This window comes from Pseudomonas sp. NFACC16-2, from assembly GCF_900119205.1.
GTDB lineage: Bacteria > Pseudomonadota > Gammaproteobacteria > Pseudomonadales > Pseudomonadaceae > Aquipseudomonas > Aquipseudomonas fluorescens_Q.
In genome coordinates this window covers 78,174-93,132 of record NZ_FPIX01000011.1, presented here as the reverse complement: position 1 = coordinate 93,132, position 14,959 = coordinate 78,174, and the positions used below count along the sequence as shown (strand labels likewise).

General features: G+C 58.5%; 15 protein-coding genes. All 15 read left to right on the top strand.

Features of this window, described 5'->3' with window-relative positions; genetic code table 11:
• The first annotated feature begins 7 nt into the window (after positions 1 to 7).
• Positions 8 to 805, top strand: a complete 798-nt coding sequence (locus BT116_RS12100; RefSeq protein WP_072343721.1) for a ParA family protein — start codon at positions 8 to 10, stop codon at positions 803 to 805.
• 9 nt (positions 806 to 814) lie between these two features.
• Positions 815 to 1,687 carry a ParB/RepB/Spo0J family partition protein gene (locus BT116_RS12095; protein ID WP_003207098.1) on the top strand — a complete coding sequence of 291 codons (873 nt, stop codon included), beginning with the start codon at positions 815 to 817 and terminating at the stop codon, positions 1,685 to 1,687.
• A 148-nt stretch (positions 1,688 to 1,835) separates the two neighbouring features.
• A complete protein-coding gene (locus tag BT116_RS12090; RefSeq protein ID WP_072343719.1) occupies positions 1,836 to 2,243 on the top strand; it encodes a F0F1 ATP synthase subunit I in 408 nt (135 codons plus the stop codon).
• 16 nt (positions 2,244 to 2,259) lie between these two features.
• Positions 2,260 to 3,129: a F0F1 ATP synthase subunit A gene (atpB, locus tag BT116_RS12085; RefSeq protein ID WP_024777786.1), complete on the top strand. Its 870-nt coding sequence runs from the start codon at positions 2,260 to 2,262 to the stop codon at positions 3,127 to 3,129.
• Between the two features lie 130 nt (positions 3,130 to 3,259).
• Positions 3,260 to 3,517 carry a F0F1 ATP synthase subunit C gene (gene atpE, locus BT116_RS12080; protein ID WP_003097235.1) on the top strand — a complete coding sequence of 86 codons (258 nt, stop codon included), beginning with the start codon at positions 3,260 to 3,262 and terminating at the stop codon, positions 3,515 to 3,517.
• A 58-nt stretch (positions 3,518 to 3,575) separates the two neighbouring features.
• Positions 3,576 to 4,046, top strand: a complete 471-nt coding sequence (locus BT116_RS12075; RefSeq protein ID WP_003187193.1) for a F0F1 ATP synthase subunit B — start codon at positions 3,576 to 3,578, stop codon at positions 4,044 to 4,046.
• 12 nt (positions 4,047 to 4,058) lie between these two features.
• A complete protein-coding gene (locus BT116_RS12070; protein WP_003207094.1) occupies positions 4,059 to 4,595 on the top strand; it encodes a F0F1 ATP synthase subunit delta in 537 nt (178 codons plus the stop codon).
• A gap of 21 nt (positions 4,596 to 4,616) precedes the next feature.
• Complete coding sequence (atpA, locus tag BT116_RS12065; protein ID WP_072343716.1) at positions 4,617 to 6,161, top strand: F0F1 ATP synthase subunit alpha; 1,545 nt, start codon at positions 4,617 to 4,619, stop codon at positions 6,159 to 6,161.
• 50 nt (positions 6,162 to 6,211) lie between these two features.
• On the top strand, positions 6,212 to 7,072 hold the full coding sequence (atpG, locus tag BT116_RS12060; RefSeq protein ID WP_072343713.1) for a F0F1 ATP synthase subunit gamma: 861 nt from the start codon (positions 6,212 to 6,214) through the stop codon (positions 7,070 to 7,072).
• A 27-nt stretch (positions 7,073 to 7,099) separates the two neighbouring features.
• The gene (gene atpD, locus BT116_RS12055) at positions 7,100 to 8,476 is read left to right on the top strand and encodes a F0F1 ATP synthase subunit beta (protein ID WP_042727805.1); all 1,377 of its coding nucleotides are present in this window, start codon (positions 7,100 to 7,102) and stop codon (positions 8,474 to 8,476) included.
• A 45-nt stretch (positions 8,477 to 8,521) separates the two neighbouring features.
• Positions 8,522 to 8,947: a F0F1 ATP synthase subunit epsilon gene (locus BT116_RS12050; RefSeq protein ID WP_060739915.1), complete on the top strand. Its 426-nt coding sequence runs from the start codon at positions 8,522 to 8,524 to the stop codon at positions 8,945 to 8,947.
• A gap of 115 nt (positions 8,948 to 9,062) precedes the next feature.
• Positions 9,063 to 10,430: a bifunctional UDP-N-acetylglucosamine diphosphorylase/glucosamine-1-phosphate N-acetyltransferase GlmU gene (gene glmU / locus BT116_RS12045; RefSeq protein WP_072343707.1), complete on the top strand. Its 1,368-nt coding sequence runs from the start codon at positions 9,063 to 9,065 to the stop codon at positions 10,428 to 10,430.
• Between the two features lie 209 nt (positions 10,431 to 10,639).
• Positions 10,640 to 11,416 (top strand): DeoR/GlpR family DNA-binding transcription regulator, encoded by a 777-nt coding sequence (locus tag BT116_RS12040; protein ID WP_072343704.1) that lies wholly within the window; start codon positions 10,640 to 10,642, stop codon positions 11,414 to 11,416.
• Position 11,417: 1 nt separating this feature from the next.
• Complete coding sequence (glmS, locus tag BT116_RS12035; protein WP_072343702.1) at positions 11,418 to 13,250, top strand: glutamine--fructose-6-phosphate transaminase (isomerizing); 1,833 nt, start codon at positions 11,418 to 11,420, stop codon at positions 13,248 to 13,250.
• 536 nt (positions 13,251 to 13,786) lie between these two features.
• Positions 13,787 to 14,944 (top strand): ATP-binding protein, encoded by a 1,158-nt coding sequence (locus BT116_RS12030; protein WP_072343700.1) that lies wholly within the window; start codon positions 13,787 to 13,789, stop codon positions 14,942 to 14,944.
• Positions 14,945 to 14,959 lie beyond the last annotated feature (15 nt).

The window sequence follows — 14,959 nt, the reverse complement described above, 5'->3', positions numbered from 1 at the left end:
AGCAAGAATGGCTAAGGTATTCGCGATTGCGAACCAGAAGGGTGGTGTGGGCAAGACCACCACCTGTATCAACCTCGCAGCATCCCTGGTCGCGACCAAGCGCCGGGTGCTGTTGATCGATCTCGATCCACAGGGCAACGCCACCATGGGTAGCGGTGTGGATAAGCATGGCCTGGAAAACTCCATCTACGACGTTCTGATCGGCGAATGCGATCTGGGCCAGGCCATGCACTTCTCCGAACACGGCGGTTATCAACTGCTGCCGGCCAACCGTGACCTGACGGCGGCCGAAGTGGTGCTGCTGGAAATGCAGATGAAGGAAAGCCGCCTGCGCAGCGCCTTGGCGCCGATCCGGGAAAATTACGACTACATCCTGATCGACTGCCCGCCGTCGCTGTCGATGCTGACCCTCAACGCCCTGGTGGCGGCCGATGGGGTGATTATCCCCATGCAGTGCGAATATTTCGCATTGGAAGGCTTGAGCGACCTTGTGGATAACATCAAGCGCATCGCCGAACTGCTGAACCCGGACCTGAAGGTCGAAGGCCTGCTGCGGACCATGTACGACCCGCGCCTGAGCCTGATGAACGATGTGTCGGCCCAGCTCAAGGAACACTTCGGCGAGCAGCTCTACGACACGGTCATCCCGCGGAACATCCGCCTGGCCGAAGCGCCCAGCTACGGCATGCCGGCCCTGGCCTACGACAAACAATCCCGTGGTGCGCTGGCCTACCTGGCCCTGGCGGGCGAGATGGTTCGCCGTCAGCGCCGTAACCCACACACCGCTGCAGCCCAGCCAACTTAAGGAAACCCCATGGCCGTCAAGAAACGAGGTCTCGGACGTGGACTGGATGCACTGCTCAGTGGTCCCACTGTCAGTTCGCTGGAAGAGCAGGCCGTACAGGTCGATCAACGCGAGTTGCAGCACCTGCCGCTGGACCTGATCCAGCGCGGCAAATACCAGCCGCGCCGGGACATGGATCCCCAGGCGCTGGAAGAACTGGCCCAGTCGATCAAGAGCCAGGGCGTGATGCAACCGATCGTGGTACGGCCTATCGCCAACGGGCGCTTCGAGATCATTGCCGGCGAACGTCGCTGGCGCGCCAGCCAGCAGGCCGGCCAGGAAACCATTCCGGCGATGGTCCGCGATGTGCCGGATGAAACCGCCATCGCCATGGCGCTGATCGAGAACATCCAGCGCGAAGACCTCAATCCGATTGAAGAAGCCGTGGCCCTGCAACGTTTGCAGCAGGAGTTCCAGCTGACCCAGCAACAAGTTGCCGAGGCCGTGGGCAAGTCTCGCGTGACCGTGGCCAATTTGCTGCGCCTGATCGCGTTGCCGGAAGTCATCAAGACCATGCTGTCCCATGGCGACCTGGAAATGGGCCATGCCCGTGCATTGCTCGGTTTGCCGGAAAATCAACAGGTTGAAGGGGCGCGACATGTTGTCGCACGCGGTCTGACTGTGCGCCAAACTGAAGCACTGGTTCGTCAGTGGCTCAGTGGCAAACCGGCCCCTGTCGAGGCACCCAAAACCGATCCGGATATCGCTCGCCTGGAACAGCGCCTGGCCGAGCGCCTGGGCTCTGCGGTGCAGATCCGCCACGGCAAGAAGGGCAAGGGGCAATTGGTGATTGGCTACAACTCCCTCGATGAGCTGCAAGGCGTCCTTGCACACATTCGCTGAAACAATTGCTCTTGTAGCGCGCAGTCGGAAATCACTACCTGACAGTTGAATAGGGGCAGAACCGCCCCTATACTCTGCGCGCATTTTGTCGGCACAAATTATGCCAAGTTATTGAATTATGGCGGCCGACTATTGGAGAGCAAAAGCGATGGAAACCCGCACGCCAAACCGCTTGCCGTTCCATCGTCTGGCAGTTTTCCCGGTTTTGATGGCCCAATTCGCCGTTGTATTGATCGCCGCACTGGCGCTCTGGCAATGGAAAGGAGTCGTCGCCGGATACTCAGGCCTTTGCGGAGGCCTGATAGCCTTGCTTCCCAATATTTACTTCGCTCACAGGGCCTTTCGGTTTTCCGGCGCCCGAGCAGCCCAGGCTATCGTCCGGTCTTTTTATGCCGGCGAGGCGGGGAAACTGATTTTGACGGCAATGCTGTTTGCATTGACGTTCGCAGGTGTGAAGCCACTGGCGCCGCTGGCTGTATTCAGCGTCTTCGTGCTGACCCAACTGGTTAGCTGGTTCGCTCCCCTGCTAATGAGAACAAGACTTTCGAGACCTTAGGGCGTTTGAGGCAACCATGGCAGAGACAACCGCTTCGGGCTATATCCAGCACCACTTGCAGAACCTGACCTTCGGTCAGCTACCCAACGGCGGCTGGGGCTTTGCCCACTCCGCAGCAGAAGCCAAGGAAATGGGCTTCTGGGCTTTCCACGTCGATACCCTCGGCTGGTCGGTCGCATTGGGCCTGATTTTCGTTTTTCTTTTCCGCATGGCGGCAAAGAAGGCGACTTCCGGTCAGCCTGGTGCACTGCAGAACTTCGTAGAGGTACTGGTCGAATTCGTCGATGGCAGCGTGAAAGACAGCTTCCATGGCCGTAGCCCGGTGATCGCACCGCTGGCACTGACCATCTTCGTCTGGGTGTTCCTGATGAACGCCGTCGACCTGGTACCGGTCGACTGGATTCCTCAGTTGGCCATCCTGATCTCCGGTGACCACCACATCCCATTCCGCGCCGTGTCGACCACCGACCCGAACGCGACCCTGGGCATGGCCTTCTCGGTCTTCGCACTGATCATTTTCTATAGCATCAAGGTCAAGGGCATCGGCGGCTTCATCGGCGAACTGACCCTGCACCCGTTCGGCAGCAAGAACATCCTGGTCCAAGCCCTGCTGATTCCGGTGAACTTCCTGCTCGAATTCGTGACCCTGATCGCCAAACCGATTTCTCTGGCACTGCGTCTGTTCGGCAACATGTATGCCGGCGAACTGGTGTTCATCCTGATCGCTGTGATGTTCGGCAGCGGCCTGCTGTGGCTCAGCGGCCTGGGTGTAGTCCTGCAATGGGCGTGGGCTGTGTTCCACATCCTGATCATCACCCTGCAGGCGTTCATCTTCATGATGCTGACCATCGTCTACCTGTCGATGGCGCACGAAGAAAACCATTAAGGCCAGTCTCGACTAGTCTGATGTCCTTCCCGGTCAAACGGGAAGGGGCCCGACCAGGGCATGAAACGATTTGTTTTACCGCTTTAATCTAAAAAACCTAAACCATACGACGTAAAAGTCGGGAGGAAAGATGGAAACTGTAGTTGGTCTAACCGCTATCGCTGTTGCACTGTTGATCGGCCTGGGCGCACTGGGTACCGCAATTGGTTTCGGCCTGCTGGGCGGCAAATTCCTGGAAGGCGCTGCGCGTCAGCCAGAAATGGTTCCAATGCTGCAAGTTAAAATGTTCATCGTGGCCGGTCTGCTCGACGCCGTGACCATGATCGGTGTTGGTATCGCTCTGTTCTTCACCTTTGCGAACCCGTTCGTTGGTCAAATCGCTGGCTAATTACTCGGATGTCTCGAGTAGATTGGTGTGATGGACAACGTAACTGCGAGGTGTTGGCGTGAACATTAATGCGACCCTGATTGGCCAGTCCGTTGCGTTCCTGATTTTTGTACTGTTCTGCATGAAGTTCGTATGGCCTCCGGTCATTGCGGCATTGCACGAACGTCAAAAGAAGATCGCTGATGGTCTGGACGCTGCCAGCCGTGCAGCTCGCGACCTGGAGTTGGCCCATGAGAAAGTGGGTCAGCAACTGCGCGAAGCGAAAGCTCAGGCAGCTGAAATCATCGAGCAAGCCAAGAAACGCGGTACCCAGATTGTCGACGAAGCCCGTGAACAGGCTCGCGTCGAAGCTGACCGTGTGAAGGCTCAGGCTCAAGCCGAGATCGAACAGGAACTCAACAGTGTCAAAGACGCGCTGCGTGCCCAAGTGGGTGCTCTGGCCGTTGGCGGTGCTTCGAAGATCCTGGGTGCCACAATCGATCAAAACGCGCACGCAGAGCTGGTTAACCAACTGGCTGCTGAAATCTAAGCGAGGGCGATCATGGCAGAACTGACCACGTTGGCCCGACCTTACGCTAAGGCGGCCTTCGAGCACGCTCAGGCCCACCAGCAACTGGCCAATTGGTCAGCCATGCTCGGCCTGGCTGCAGCGGTGTCGCAAGACGACACCATGCAGCGCGTGCTCAAGGCCCCGCGACTGACGAGCGCAGAAAAGGCCGCCACGTTCATTGACGTGTGCGGCGACAAGTTCGATGCCAAGGCACAGAATTTCATTCACGTCGTTGCCGAAAACGACCGTCTCCTGCTTCTGCCGGAGATCGCCACTCTTTTTGACCTGTACAAGGCCGAGCAAGAGAAGTCGGTAGACGTGGAAGTGACCAGTGCTTTCGCATTGAACCAAGAACAGCAAGACAAACTCGCCAAGGTTCTCAGTGCACGACTCAACCGGGAAGTGCGCCTGCAAGTCGAGGAAGACAAGTCCCTGATAGGGGGCGTTGTCATCCGCGCCGGCGACCTGGTTATCGATGGCTCGATTCGCGGCAAAATCGCGAAACTTGCCGAAGCATTGAAATCTTGAGTTTGAAGGGGCAGCAGAGCAATGCAGCAACTCAATCCTTCCGAAATAAGTGAAATTATCAAGGGCCGCATCGACAAGCTCGATGTGACCTCCCAAGCCCGTAACGAAGGCACTGTCGTCAGCGTATCTGACGGCATCGTGCGGATTCACGGTCTGGCCGACGTCATGTACGGCGAGATGATCGAGTTTCCGGGCGGCGTCTACGGTATGGCCCTCAACCTGGAGCAAGACTCTGTAGGTGCCGTGGTATTGGGCGCGTACACCTCTCTGGCTGAAGGCATGAGCGCCAAGTGCACCGGCCGCATCCTCGAAGTTCCGGTAGGTAAGGAACTGCTGGGTCGTGTTGTCGACGCACTGGGTAACCCTGTTGACGGCAAAGGTCCGCTGAACAACACCGAGACCGACGCGGTCGAGAAAGTTGCTCCTGGCGTGATCTGGCGTAAGTCGGTAGACCAGCCTGTACAGACTGGCTACAAGGCTGTCGATGCCATGATCCCTGTCGGCCGTGGCCAGCGTGAGCTGATCATCGGTGACCGTCAGATCGGTAAGACCGCTCTGGCGATCGACGCGATCATCAACCAGAAAAACAGCGGCATCTTCTGCGTCTATGTGGCAATCGGTCAGAAACAATCGACCATCGCCAACGTGGTTCGCAAGCTGGAAGAGAACGGTGCACTGGCTAACACCATCATCGTTGCCGCCAGTGCTTCCGAATCGGCCGCACTGCAGTTCCTGGCACCGTACTCCGGTTGCACCATGGGCGAATACTTCCGCGACCGCGGTGAAGACGCGCTGATCGTTTATGACGATCTGTCCAAGCAAGCAGTGGCCTACCGCCAGATTTCCCTGCTGCTGCGCCGTCCACCAGGCCGTGAAGCCTACCCAGGCGACGTGTTCTACCTCCACTCCCGTCTGCTGGAGCGCGCATCCCGCGTTTCGGAAGAGTACGTAGAGAAGTTCACCAACGGCGCAGTGACTGGCAAGACCGGTTCCCTGACCGCGCTGCCGATCATCGAAACCCAGGCTGGCGACGTTTCCGCGTTCGTTCCGACCAACGTGATTTCCATCACCGACGGTCAGATCTTCCTGGAATCGGCCATGTTCAACTCGGGCATCCGTCCTGCTGTGAACGCTGGTGTTTCGGTATCCCGTGTGGGTGGTGCCGCTCAGACCAAGATCATCAAGAAGCTGTCCGGTGGTATCCGTACCGCCCTGGCCCAGTACCGTGAACTGGCGGCATTCGCCCAGTTCGCTTCTGACCTGGACGAAGCGACCCGTAAGCAACTTGAGCATGGTCAGCGCGTTACCGAGCTGATGAAGCAGAAGCAATACGCACCAATGTCGATCGCTGACATGGCGCTGTCGCTGTATGCCGCTGAGCGTGGGTTCCTGACTGACATTGAAATCGCCAAGGTCGGCAGCTTCGAACAAGCGCTGATCGCTTTCTTCAACCGCGATCACGCCGATTTGATGGCCAAGATCAACGTTAAAGGTGACTTCAATGACGAAATCGACGCTGGCCTCAAGGCTGGTATCGAGAAGTTCAAGGCCACCCAAACCTGGTAAGCCGCAGCGGGAGCCGCAAGGCTCCCGCTTGCTAACCTGATAGGTGTTACATGGCAGGCGCAAAAGAGATTCGCAGTAAGATTGCGAGCATCAAAAGCACGCAAAAGATTACCAGCGCCATGGAAAAAGTGGCGGTCAGCAAAATGCGCAAGGCACAAATGCGCATGGCTGCTAGCCGTCCTTATGCGGAGCGCATCCGCCAGGTGATTGGTCATCTGGCCAACGCCAACCCGGAATACCGTCACCCGTTCATGATCGAACGCGCCGTCAAGCGCGTTGGTTACGTTGTGGTGAGCAGTGACCGTGGTCTGTGCGGTGGCTTGAACACCAACCTGTTCAAGGCCCTGGTCAAGGACATGGCGGTAAACCGCGAACAAGGCGTCGAGATCGATCTGTGCGTGGTCGGTAGCAAGGGTGCGGCTTTCTTCCGCAACTTCGGCGGCAACGTCGTCGCTGCTATCAGCCACCTGGGTGAAGAACCGTCGATCAATGACCTGATCGGCAGCGTCAAGGTGATGCTGGATGCTTACCTGGAAGGCCGGATCGACCGCCTGTCCGTGGTATCCAACAAGTTCATCAACACCATGACGCAACAGCCGACCGTGGAGCAGTTGATTCCACTGGTGGCGACCCCGGAACAGGAACTCAAGCACCACTGGGACTATCTCTACGAACCGGATGCCAAGGAGCTGCTCGACGGCTTGATGGTCCGCTACGTGGAGTCGCAGGTCTACCAGGCGGTGGTCGAGAACAACGCAGCTGAGCAAGCGGCGCGGATGATCGCGATGAAGAACGCTACCGACAACGCCGGTGATTTGATCAGCGATTTGCAGCTGATCTACAACAAGGCGCGTCAGGCTGCGATCACCCAAGAGATCTCGGAAATCGTCGGCGGCGCTGCCGCGGTTTAACGGTTCAAATATTCAGAGGATCCAGCTATGAGTAGCGGACGTATCGTTCAAATCATCGGCGCCGTTATCGACGTGGAATTCCCACGCGACAGCGTACCGAGCATCTACGACGCCTTGAAGGTTCAAGGCGCCGAAACCACCCTGGAAGTTCAGCAGCAGCTGGGCGATGGCGTGGTTCGTACCATTGCGATGGGCTCCACCGAGGGCTTGAAGCGCGGTCTGGACGTCAACAACACTGGCGCAGCCATCTCCGTACCGGTCGGTAAAGCGACCTTGGGCCGGATCATGGACGTACTGGGCAACCCGATCGACGAAGCTGGCCCGATCGGCGAAGAAGAGCGTTGGGGCATTCACCGTCCTGCGCCGTCCTTCGCTGAGCAGGCTGGCGGCAACGACCTGCTGGAAACCGGCATCAAGGTTATCGACCTGGTTTGCCCGTTCGCCAAGGGCGGTAAAGTCGGTCTGTTCGGTGGTGCCGGTGTAGGCAAGACCGTAAACATGATGGAACTGATCCGTAACATCGCCATCGAGCACAGCGGTTATTCCGTGTTCGCCGGTGTGGGTGAGCGTACTCGTGAGGGTAACGACTTCTACCACGAGATGAAGGATTCCAACGTTCTGGACAAAGTGGCACTGGTCTACGGCCAGATGAACGAGCCGCCGGGAAACCGTCTGCGCGTAGCCCTGACCGGCCTGACCATGGCCGAGAAATTCCGTGACGAAGGTAACGACGTTCTGCTGTTCGTCGACAACATCTACCGTTACACCTTGGCCGGTACCGAAGTATCCGCACTGCTGGGCCGTATGCCTTCGGCGGTAGGTTACCAGCCGACCCTGGCTGAAGAGATGGGCGTGCTGCAAGAGCGCATCACTTCCACCAAGCAAGGCTCGATCACCTCGATCCAAGCGGTATACGTACCAGCGGACGACTTGACCGACCCGTCGCCAGCGACCACCTTCGCCCACTTGGACGCCACCGTCGTACTGTCCCGTGACATCGCTTCCCTGGGTATCTACCCAGCGGTAGATCCACTGGACTCGACTTCCCGTCAGCTGGACCCGAACGTGATCGGCACCGAGCACTACGAGACCGCTCGTGGCGTTCAGTACGTGCTGCAGCGCTACAAGGAGCTGAAGGACATCATCGCGATCCTGGGTATGGACGAGCTGTCGGAAACCGACAAGCAGTTGGTAGCCCGTGCTCGTAAGATCCAGCGCTTCCTGTCGCAGCCGTTCTTCGTGGCTGAAGTCTTCACCGGTGCTTCGGGTAAATACGTTTCCCTGAAAGACACCATTGCTGGCTTCAAAGGCATCCTCAACGGTGACTACGACCACCTGCCAGAACAAGCGTTCTACATGGTCGGCGGCATCGAAGAAGCGATCGAGAAAGCCAAGAAACTGTAATCCCGGCGCCCGGTAACGGGCGCTAATTTAGGTTGAGGCAATCAGATGGCTATGACAGTCCATTGCGATATCGTCAGTGCGGAAGGGGAAATCTTCTCCGGTCTGGTCGAGTTTGTGGTTGCGCACGGTGAGCTGGGTGATCTTGGTATCGCCCTGGGTCACGCACCGCTGATCACCAGCTTGAAGCCAGGTCCGATTACTCTGACCAAGCAGGGCGGGGAAAGGGAGGTGTTCTACATCTCCGGTGGTTTCCTCGAGGTTCAGCCGAACATGGTCAAGGTCCTTGCCGACACCGTGCAACGTGCTGCCGACCTGGACGAAGCCTCCGCTCAGGAAGCCGTCAAGGCTGCCGAGAAGGCCCTGCACGAGCGAGGCGCGGAGTTCGATTACGGTTCTGCTGCTGCACGTCTGGCCGAGGCCGCAGCCCAGCTGCGCACCGTCCAGCAGATCCGCAAGAAGTTCGGCGGCTAAGCCGTCTGCTTTCTGTGCGATTGATTAAAAAGGGTAGCCTCGGCTACCCTTTTTTCTTTTCCCGACACTCATCATCTGGTCGCAGCCGCTGACCATCCAGGATTGGTAGCCAGTCATGTCTCTCGAAATCGTTATCCTCGCGGCCGGTCAAGGCACCCGCATGCGTTCGGCGCTGCCCAAGGTCTTGCACCCGGTAGCCGGCAATTCCATGCTCGGCCATGTTATCCACAGCGCCCGGCAACTTGATCCACAGCGCATTCACGTGGTGATTGGCCACGGTGCCGATGCAGTGCGCGAACGCCTGGCCGCCGATGACCTGAATTTCGTCTTGCAGGACAAACAACTGGGCACTGGCCATGCGGTGGCCCAGGCGGTGCCATTCATCACGGCGGATACGGTGCTGATTCTCTACGGCGATGTGCCGCTGATCGAAGTCGACACCTTGCAACGCCTGCTCAAGCATGTCGCACCACAACAGTTGGGCCTGTTGACCGTCGAGCTGGAGGACCCCACCGGTTATGGCCGCATCGTGCGTAACGTCGACGGCCAAGTGACCGCCATCGTCGAACAGAAGGACGCCAACGAAGCCCAGCGCGCGATCACTGAAGGCAACACTGGGATTCTGGCCGTGCCGGCTGAGCGCCTGGGTGACTGGATGAGTCGGCTGTCGAACAACAACGCCCAGGGCGAGTACTACCTGACCGACGTGATCGCCATGGCGGTCAGCGATGGGCTGGTGGTCGCCACCGAACAGCCGTTGGACGCCATGGAAGTACAGGGCGCCAATGATCGCCGGCAATTGGCCGAACTGGAGCGCCACTATCAATTGCGCGCCGCCCGCCGCCTGATGGCCCAAGGCGTGACCCTGCGCGATCCGGCCCGTTTCGACGTGCGCGGTGAAGTCAGCGTGGGTCGCGATGTGGTCATCGATATCAACGTCATCCTCGAAGGCAAGGTTGTCATCGAAGACGACGTGGTCATTGGCCCGAACTGCGTGATCAAGGATAGCACCCTGCGCAAAGGCGTGGTGATCAAGGCCAACAGCCATCTCGACGGTGCGGTCATGGGGGAGGGCAGCGATGCTGGCCCGTTTGCCCGCCTGCGTCCCGGTACCGTGCTGGACGCCCGGGCCCATGTGGGTAACTTTGTCGAGCTGAAGAACGCCCATATGGGCGAAGGAGCCAAGGCTGGCCACCTGACCTACCTGGGGGACGCTGAAGTCGGCGCCCGCACCAACATTGGCGCCGGGACCATCACCTGCAACTACGATGGCGCCAACAAGTGGAAAACCGTGTTGGGTGAGGACGTGTTCATCGGCTCCAACAACTCGCTGGTGGCGCCTGTGACCCTGGGTGATGGTTCAAGCACGGCCGCAGGTTCGACCATCAATCAGGATGTGGATAACGCTCAGCTCGCGGTGGCGCGCGCCCGGCAACGCAATATCGACGGCTGGAAGCGCCCGGTAAAAATCAAGAAAAGCTAAGTTATCCACAGATCCCTTTGTGGGAGCGAGCTTGCTCGCGATAGCGGTGTATCAGGTAAAGCAGCATTGCCTGACCTGGCCCCTTCGCGAGCAAGCTCGCTCCCACATTGATTTCATGATTTCTGAATTTTTCTTCTCTTGCCTTGACGAGATCCCTTCAATAGGTTTTGATTGCTTACGTTATCTTTCGAATCGAAACTTATCCCGCCATGTCGAAACGCAACACACCACAACGCCGTCACAACATTCTTGCCTTGCTCCAGGAGCAGGGAGAGGTCAGTGTGGATGAGTTGGCCAAGCGCTTCGAAACCTCTGAAGTTACGATTCGCAAGGATCTCGCCGCCCTGGAAACCAACGGCCTGCTGCTGCGTCGCTACGGTGGCGCGGTGCCGATGCCGCAGGAGTTGGTGGCCGATAACGGGCAAACCGTCTCCAGGTACAAACTGGCCATTGCCCGGGCCGCAGTGAAGCGGATCCGCGAACATGCGCGCATCATCATCGACAGCGGCAGCACCACGGCGGCCATGATTCCGCAACTCGGCCAACAGCCAGGCCTGGTGGTGATGACCAATTCCCTGCACGTCGCCAATGCTCTGAGCGAACTGGAGCACGAGCCGGTGCTGTTGATGACCGGCGGTACCTGGGACCCTCACTCCGAGTCGTTCCAGGGCCAGGTGGCCGAGCAGGTCCTGCGTTCCTATGACTTCGACCAACTGTTCATCGGCGCCGACGGCATCGATCTGGTTCGAGGTACCACCACCTTCAACGAACTGCTGGGCCTGAGCCGTGTGATGGCTGAGGTTGCCCGCGAAGTGATCGTGATGGTGGAGGCCGACAAGATCGGCCGGAAAATCCCCAACCTGGAACTGCCGTGGAGCAGCGTCCATACCCTCATTACCGATGATCGCCTGCCCGTAGAGGCCCGCGATCAGATTCAGGCGCGCGGCATTACTGTGATCTGCGCGCCTGTCAGCCAGGAGAAATAGCATGTGTGGAATTGTCGGTGCCGTTGCTGAACGCAACATCACAGCAATCTTGCTTGAGGGCCTCAAGCGCCTGGAGTACCGCGGTTATGACAGCGCCGGTGTGGCGGTGTTTACCAACGACGAGAAGCTCGAACGCATGCGTCGTCCGGGCAAGGTCAGCGAGCTGGAACAGGCGCTGGAAGCCGAACCGCTGCTCGGTCGCCTGGGCATCGCCCACACGCGTTGGGCCACTCATGGCGCGCCGTGCGAGCGTAACGCTCACCCGCATTTTTCCGGCGAGCTGGCGGTGGTGCACAACGGCATCATCGAAAACCACGAAGCCCTGCGTGAACAGCTCAAGGCGCTCGGCTATGTGTTCACCTCGGACACCGACACCGAAGTCATCGCCCATCTGCTCAACCACAAGCTCAAGGACCTGGTGGACCTGACCGTCGCCCTCAAGGCCACCGTCAAGGAACTGCACGGTGCCTATGGCCTGGCGGTCATCAGCACCAAACAACCTGACCGCCTGGTGGCGGCCCGCAGTGGCAGCCCATTGGTTATCGGCCTGGGCCTGGGGGAAAACTTCCTGGCGTCCGATCAGTTGGCGCTGCGCCAGGTCACCGACCGCTTCATGTACCTGGAAGAAGGCGATATCGCCGAAATTCGCCGCGACAGCGTGCAGATCTGGGACCTCGACGGCAAAGACGTGGTACGTGAAACCGTCCAGTACCGCGACGGTGCCGATGTCGCCGACAAGGGCGAGTTCCGCCACTTCATGCTCAAGGAAATCCACGAACAACCGGCCGTGGTCCAACGCACCCTGGAAGGCCGCATGAGCCAGAACCAGGTACTCGTCCAGGCGTTCGGTCCACAGGCGGCCGAGTTGTTCGCCAAGGTCCGCAACGTGCAGATCGTGGCCTGCGGCACCAGTTATCACGCCGGCATGGTCGCCCGTTACTGGCTGGAGGAACTGGCCGGTATTCCGTGCCAGGTCGAAGTGGCCAGCGAGTTCCGCTATCGCAAAGTGGTGGTGCAACCCGATTCGCTGTTCGTCACCATTTCCCAGTCCGGCGAAACCGCCGACACCCTGGCCGCCCTGCGCAACGCCAAGGAACTGGGTTTCCTCGCCAGCCTGGCGATCTGCAACGTCGGCATCAGCTCGCTGGTGCGCGAATCCGACCTGACCCTGCTGACCCAGGCTGGCCGCGAAATCGGTGTGGCGTCGACCAAGGCATTCACCACGCAGCTGGTGGGCCTGCTGTTGCTGACCCTCTCCCTGGGCCAGGTGCGCGGTACCCTGGGCAAAGGGGTCGAGGCAACCTTGGTGGAGGAGCTGCGCCGCCTGCCAGCCCGCCTGGGCGAAGCCTTGGCGATGGACAGCACGGTGGAAAAAATCGCCGAACTGTTCGCCGAGAAGAACCACACCCTGTTCCTCGGGCGTGGCGCGCAATTCCCGGTGGCGATGGAAGGGGCCTTGAAGCTCAAGGAAATCTCCTACATCCACGCCGAGGCCTACCCGGCCGGTGAACTCAAGCACGGCCCGCTGGCGCTTGTGGATAACGACATGCCGGTGGTCACCGTGGCGCCGAACAACGAGCTGCTGGAAAAGCTCAAGTCCAACCTGCAGGAAGTGCGCGCCCGGGGCGGCCAGTTGATTGTCTTCGCTGACGAAAAGGCTGGCATGACCAATGGCGAAGGCACCCACGTAGTGCACATGCCGCACATCCACGACATCCTGTCGCCGATCCTCTACACCATCCCGCTGCAACTGCTGTCGTACTACGTCGCGGTGCTCAAGGGCACTGATGTGGACCAGCCGCGTAACCTGGCCAAATCGGTAACGGTTGAGTAAGGACGTCGCGCGTAGGAACAGCCTCCCAGCTCGACGGTTTGTGGCTAGCTTCCTGGCCAAACTAACCCCCTGAATCCAGGGGGTTTTTTATGGGCGCAACTAAACGCTCTGGCGATTTGGATCAGCGCGCACGCTGGACCCGGCCGGGCTGATGCATCCTGGCAAGGTCTTTACTGCGGGCTGGAGTGACTGAAGGTATTTCTCGATTATTCCCGCAATTATGAAAAAGTACTTTCATATGATGATCTGACCGACATTCACCGAGAGCTGGAAAGCGCTAGAAAACAACAGCATTCATTGCAACTGGTGGCGGATGGCTGGCAGCGTTACCAGGCCTTGCAAGAGCAATTACATGAATGAAGCGACAGCGCTGCAAGTGTCAACAGCTTTAGAATCATAAAAGACTGGCGCTGGGCAGGTTCAGGGGGACTGATCTATAGTCGCTCTATAATTGGCTATAATTCCCAATGAGAAGCCGAAATAATTGGTCTATAGTCGCTCTATAATTTTCTATAAAATCCCGCCAGAGGTCCCCAATGGTCGAGATCGTTTATCACCGTCCCGTTTTGGCTGCCCGCCTTTCAAAACTGATCATGCAGGTTGCCATTGGTAGCGCTGCCAGTTCGGGCGTCTTTCTGGCTGCTCCTCGGCGTACGGGAAAGTCCACCTTCGCTCGAGAAGATTTGCGGCCAGCATTGGAGGCAGCGGGAGCGATCGTATTGTATGCCGATCTTTGGAAAGACCTGACGAAAGATCCTGGTTTGGTTATCGTAGAGGCTGTCCGAGAAGCCGTTGGCCAGAGCGAAGGATTCGTGACCCGTCTGGCGAAAAGTGCTGGCATGGAGAAGGTGACTGTCGGCGGCCTGAGTTTCAGTCTGGACAAGATTGGGCTGGGCAGGGATATCGACTTGACCACCGCGCTCGCGGCGCTTTCGGATGAGTCGAAGAAGATCATCGTCCTGATGATCGACGAAGCTCAACATGCGATCACCACGGATGAAGGCGTTGCGGCGCTTTTCGCACTGAAAGCGGCAAGGGACGAGTTAAACAGTTCGAAGCACCACGGTCTTCGCATCGTCTGCACCGGATCGAACCGGGACAAGCTCGCCATGCTCCGCAATAGTAAGGACCAAGCTTTCTTTGGGGCCTCCATGGTTCAATTTCCAACCCTGGATCAGGATTTCATAAACTGGTTCTGCGCGAATATCGATCTCGCCTATCCGCTCGATCCCTCTAATGTGTTCGAGTTGTTCAAGGAGAGTGGTTATCGCCCTGAGTTGCTAGGTGCCGCCGCCGATGAGATCAGGTTCGATTTTGCGCTGGATCCTGCAGCCATCCCCGAGCGATTCGCAACGTTGGTTCGGGCGCAAGCTGACGAGCTCAACGCAAACCTCAAGAAAGTTATTCATAGCCTGACCCCTGTCCAGTCCGCCGTTATCCGCGTCATGAGTGCCAAAGGCGATAACTATGCGCCCTTCGAGGCACCCACCATGGAGCTCTATGCGAAAGCGATGGAGCAGGCCGGTATCGCAGAGCACGATATAAAGGTCGAAGTGCCGGGTGTTCAGCAAGCGCTCATCGCCCTTCAGGAAAAGAAGCTGGTCTGGAAAGCCTCTCGTGGTGTCTACGCGGTTGACGAGCATGTCATCGTGGAGTTGCTGGGCGAAGCCGGATTGCTCGAAGGACTCTCCTAATCTGTTCTTTGATCT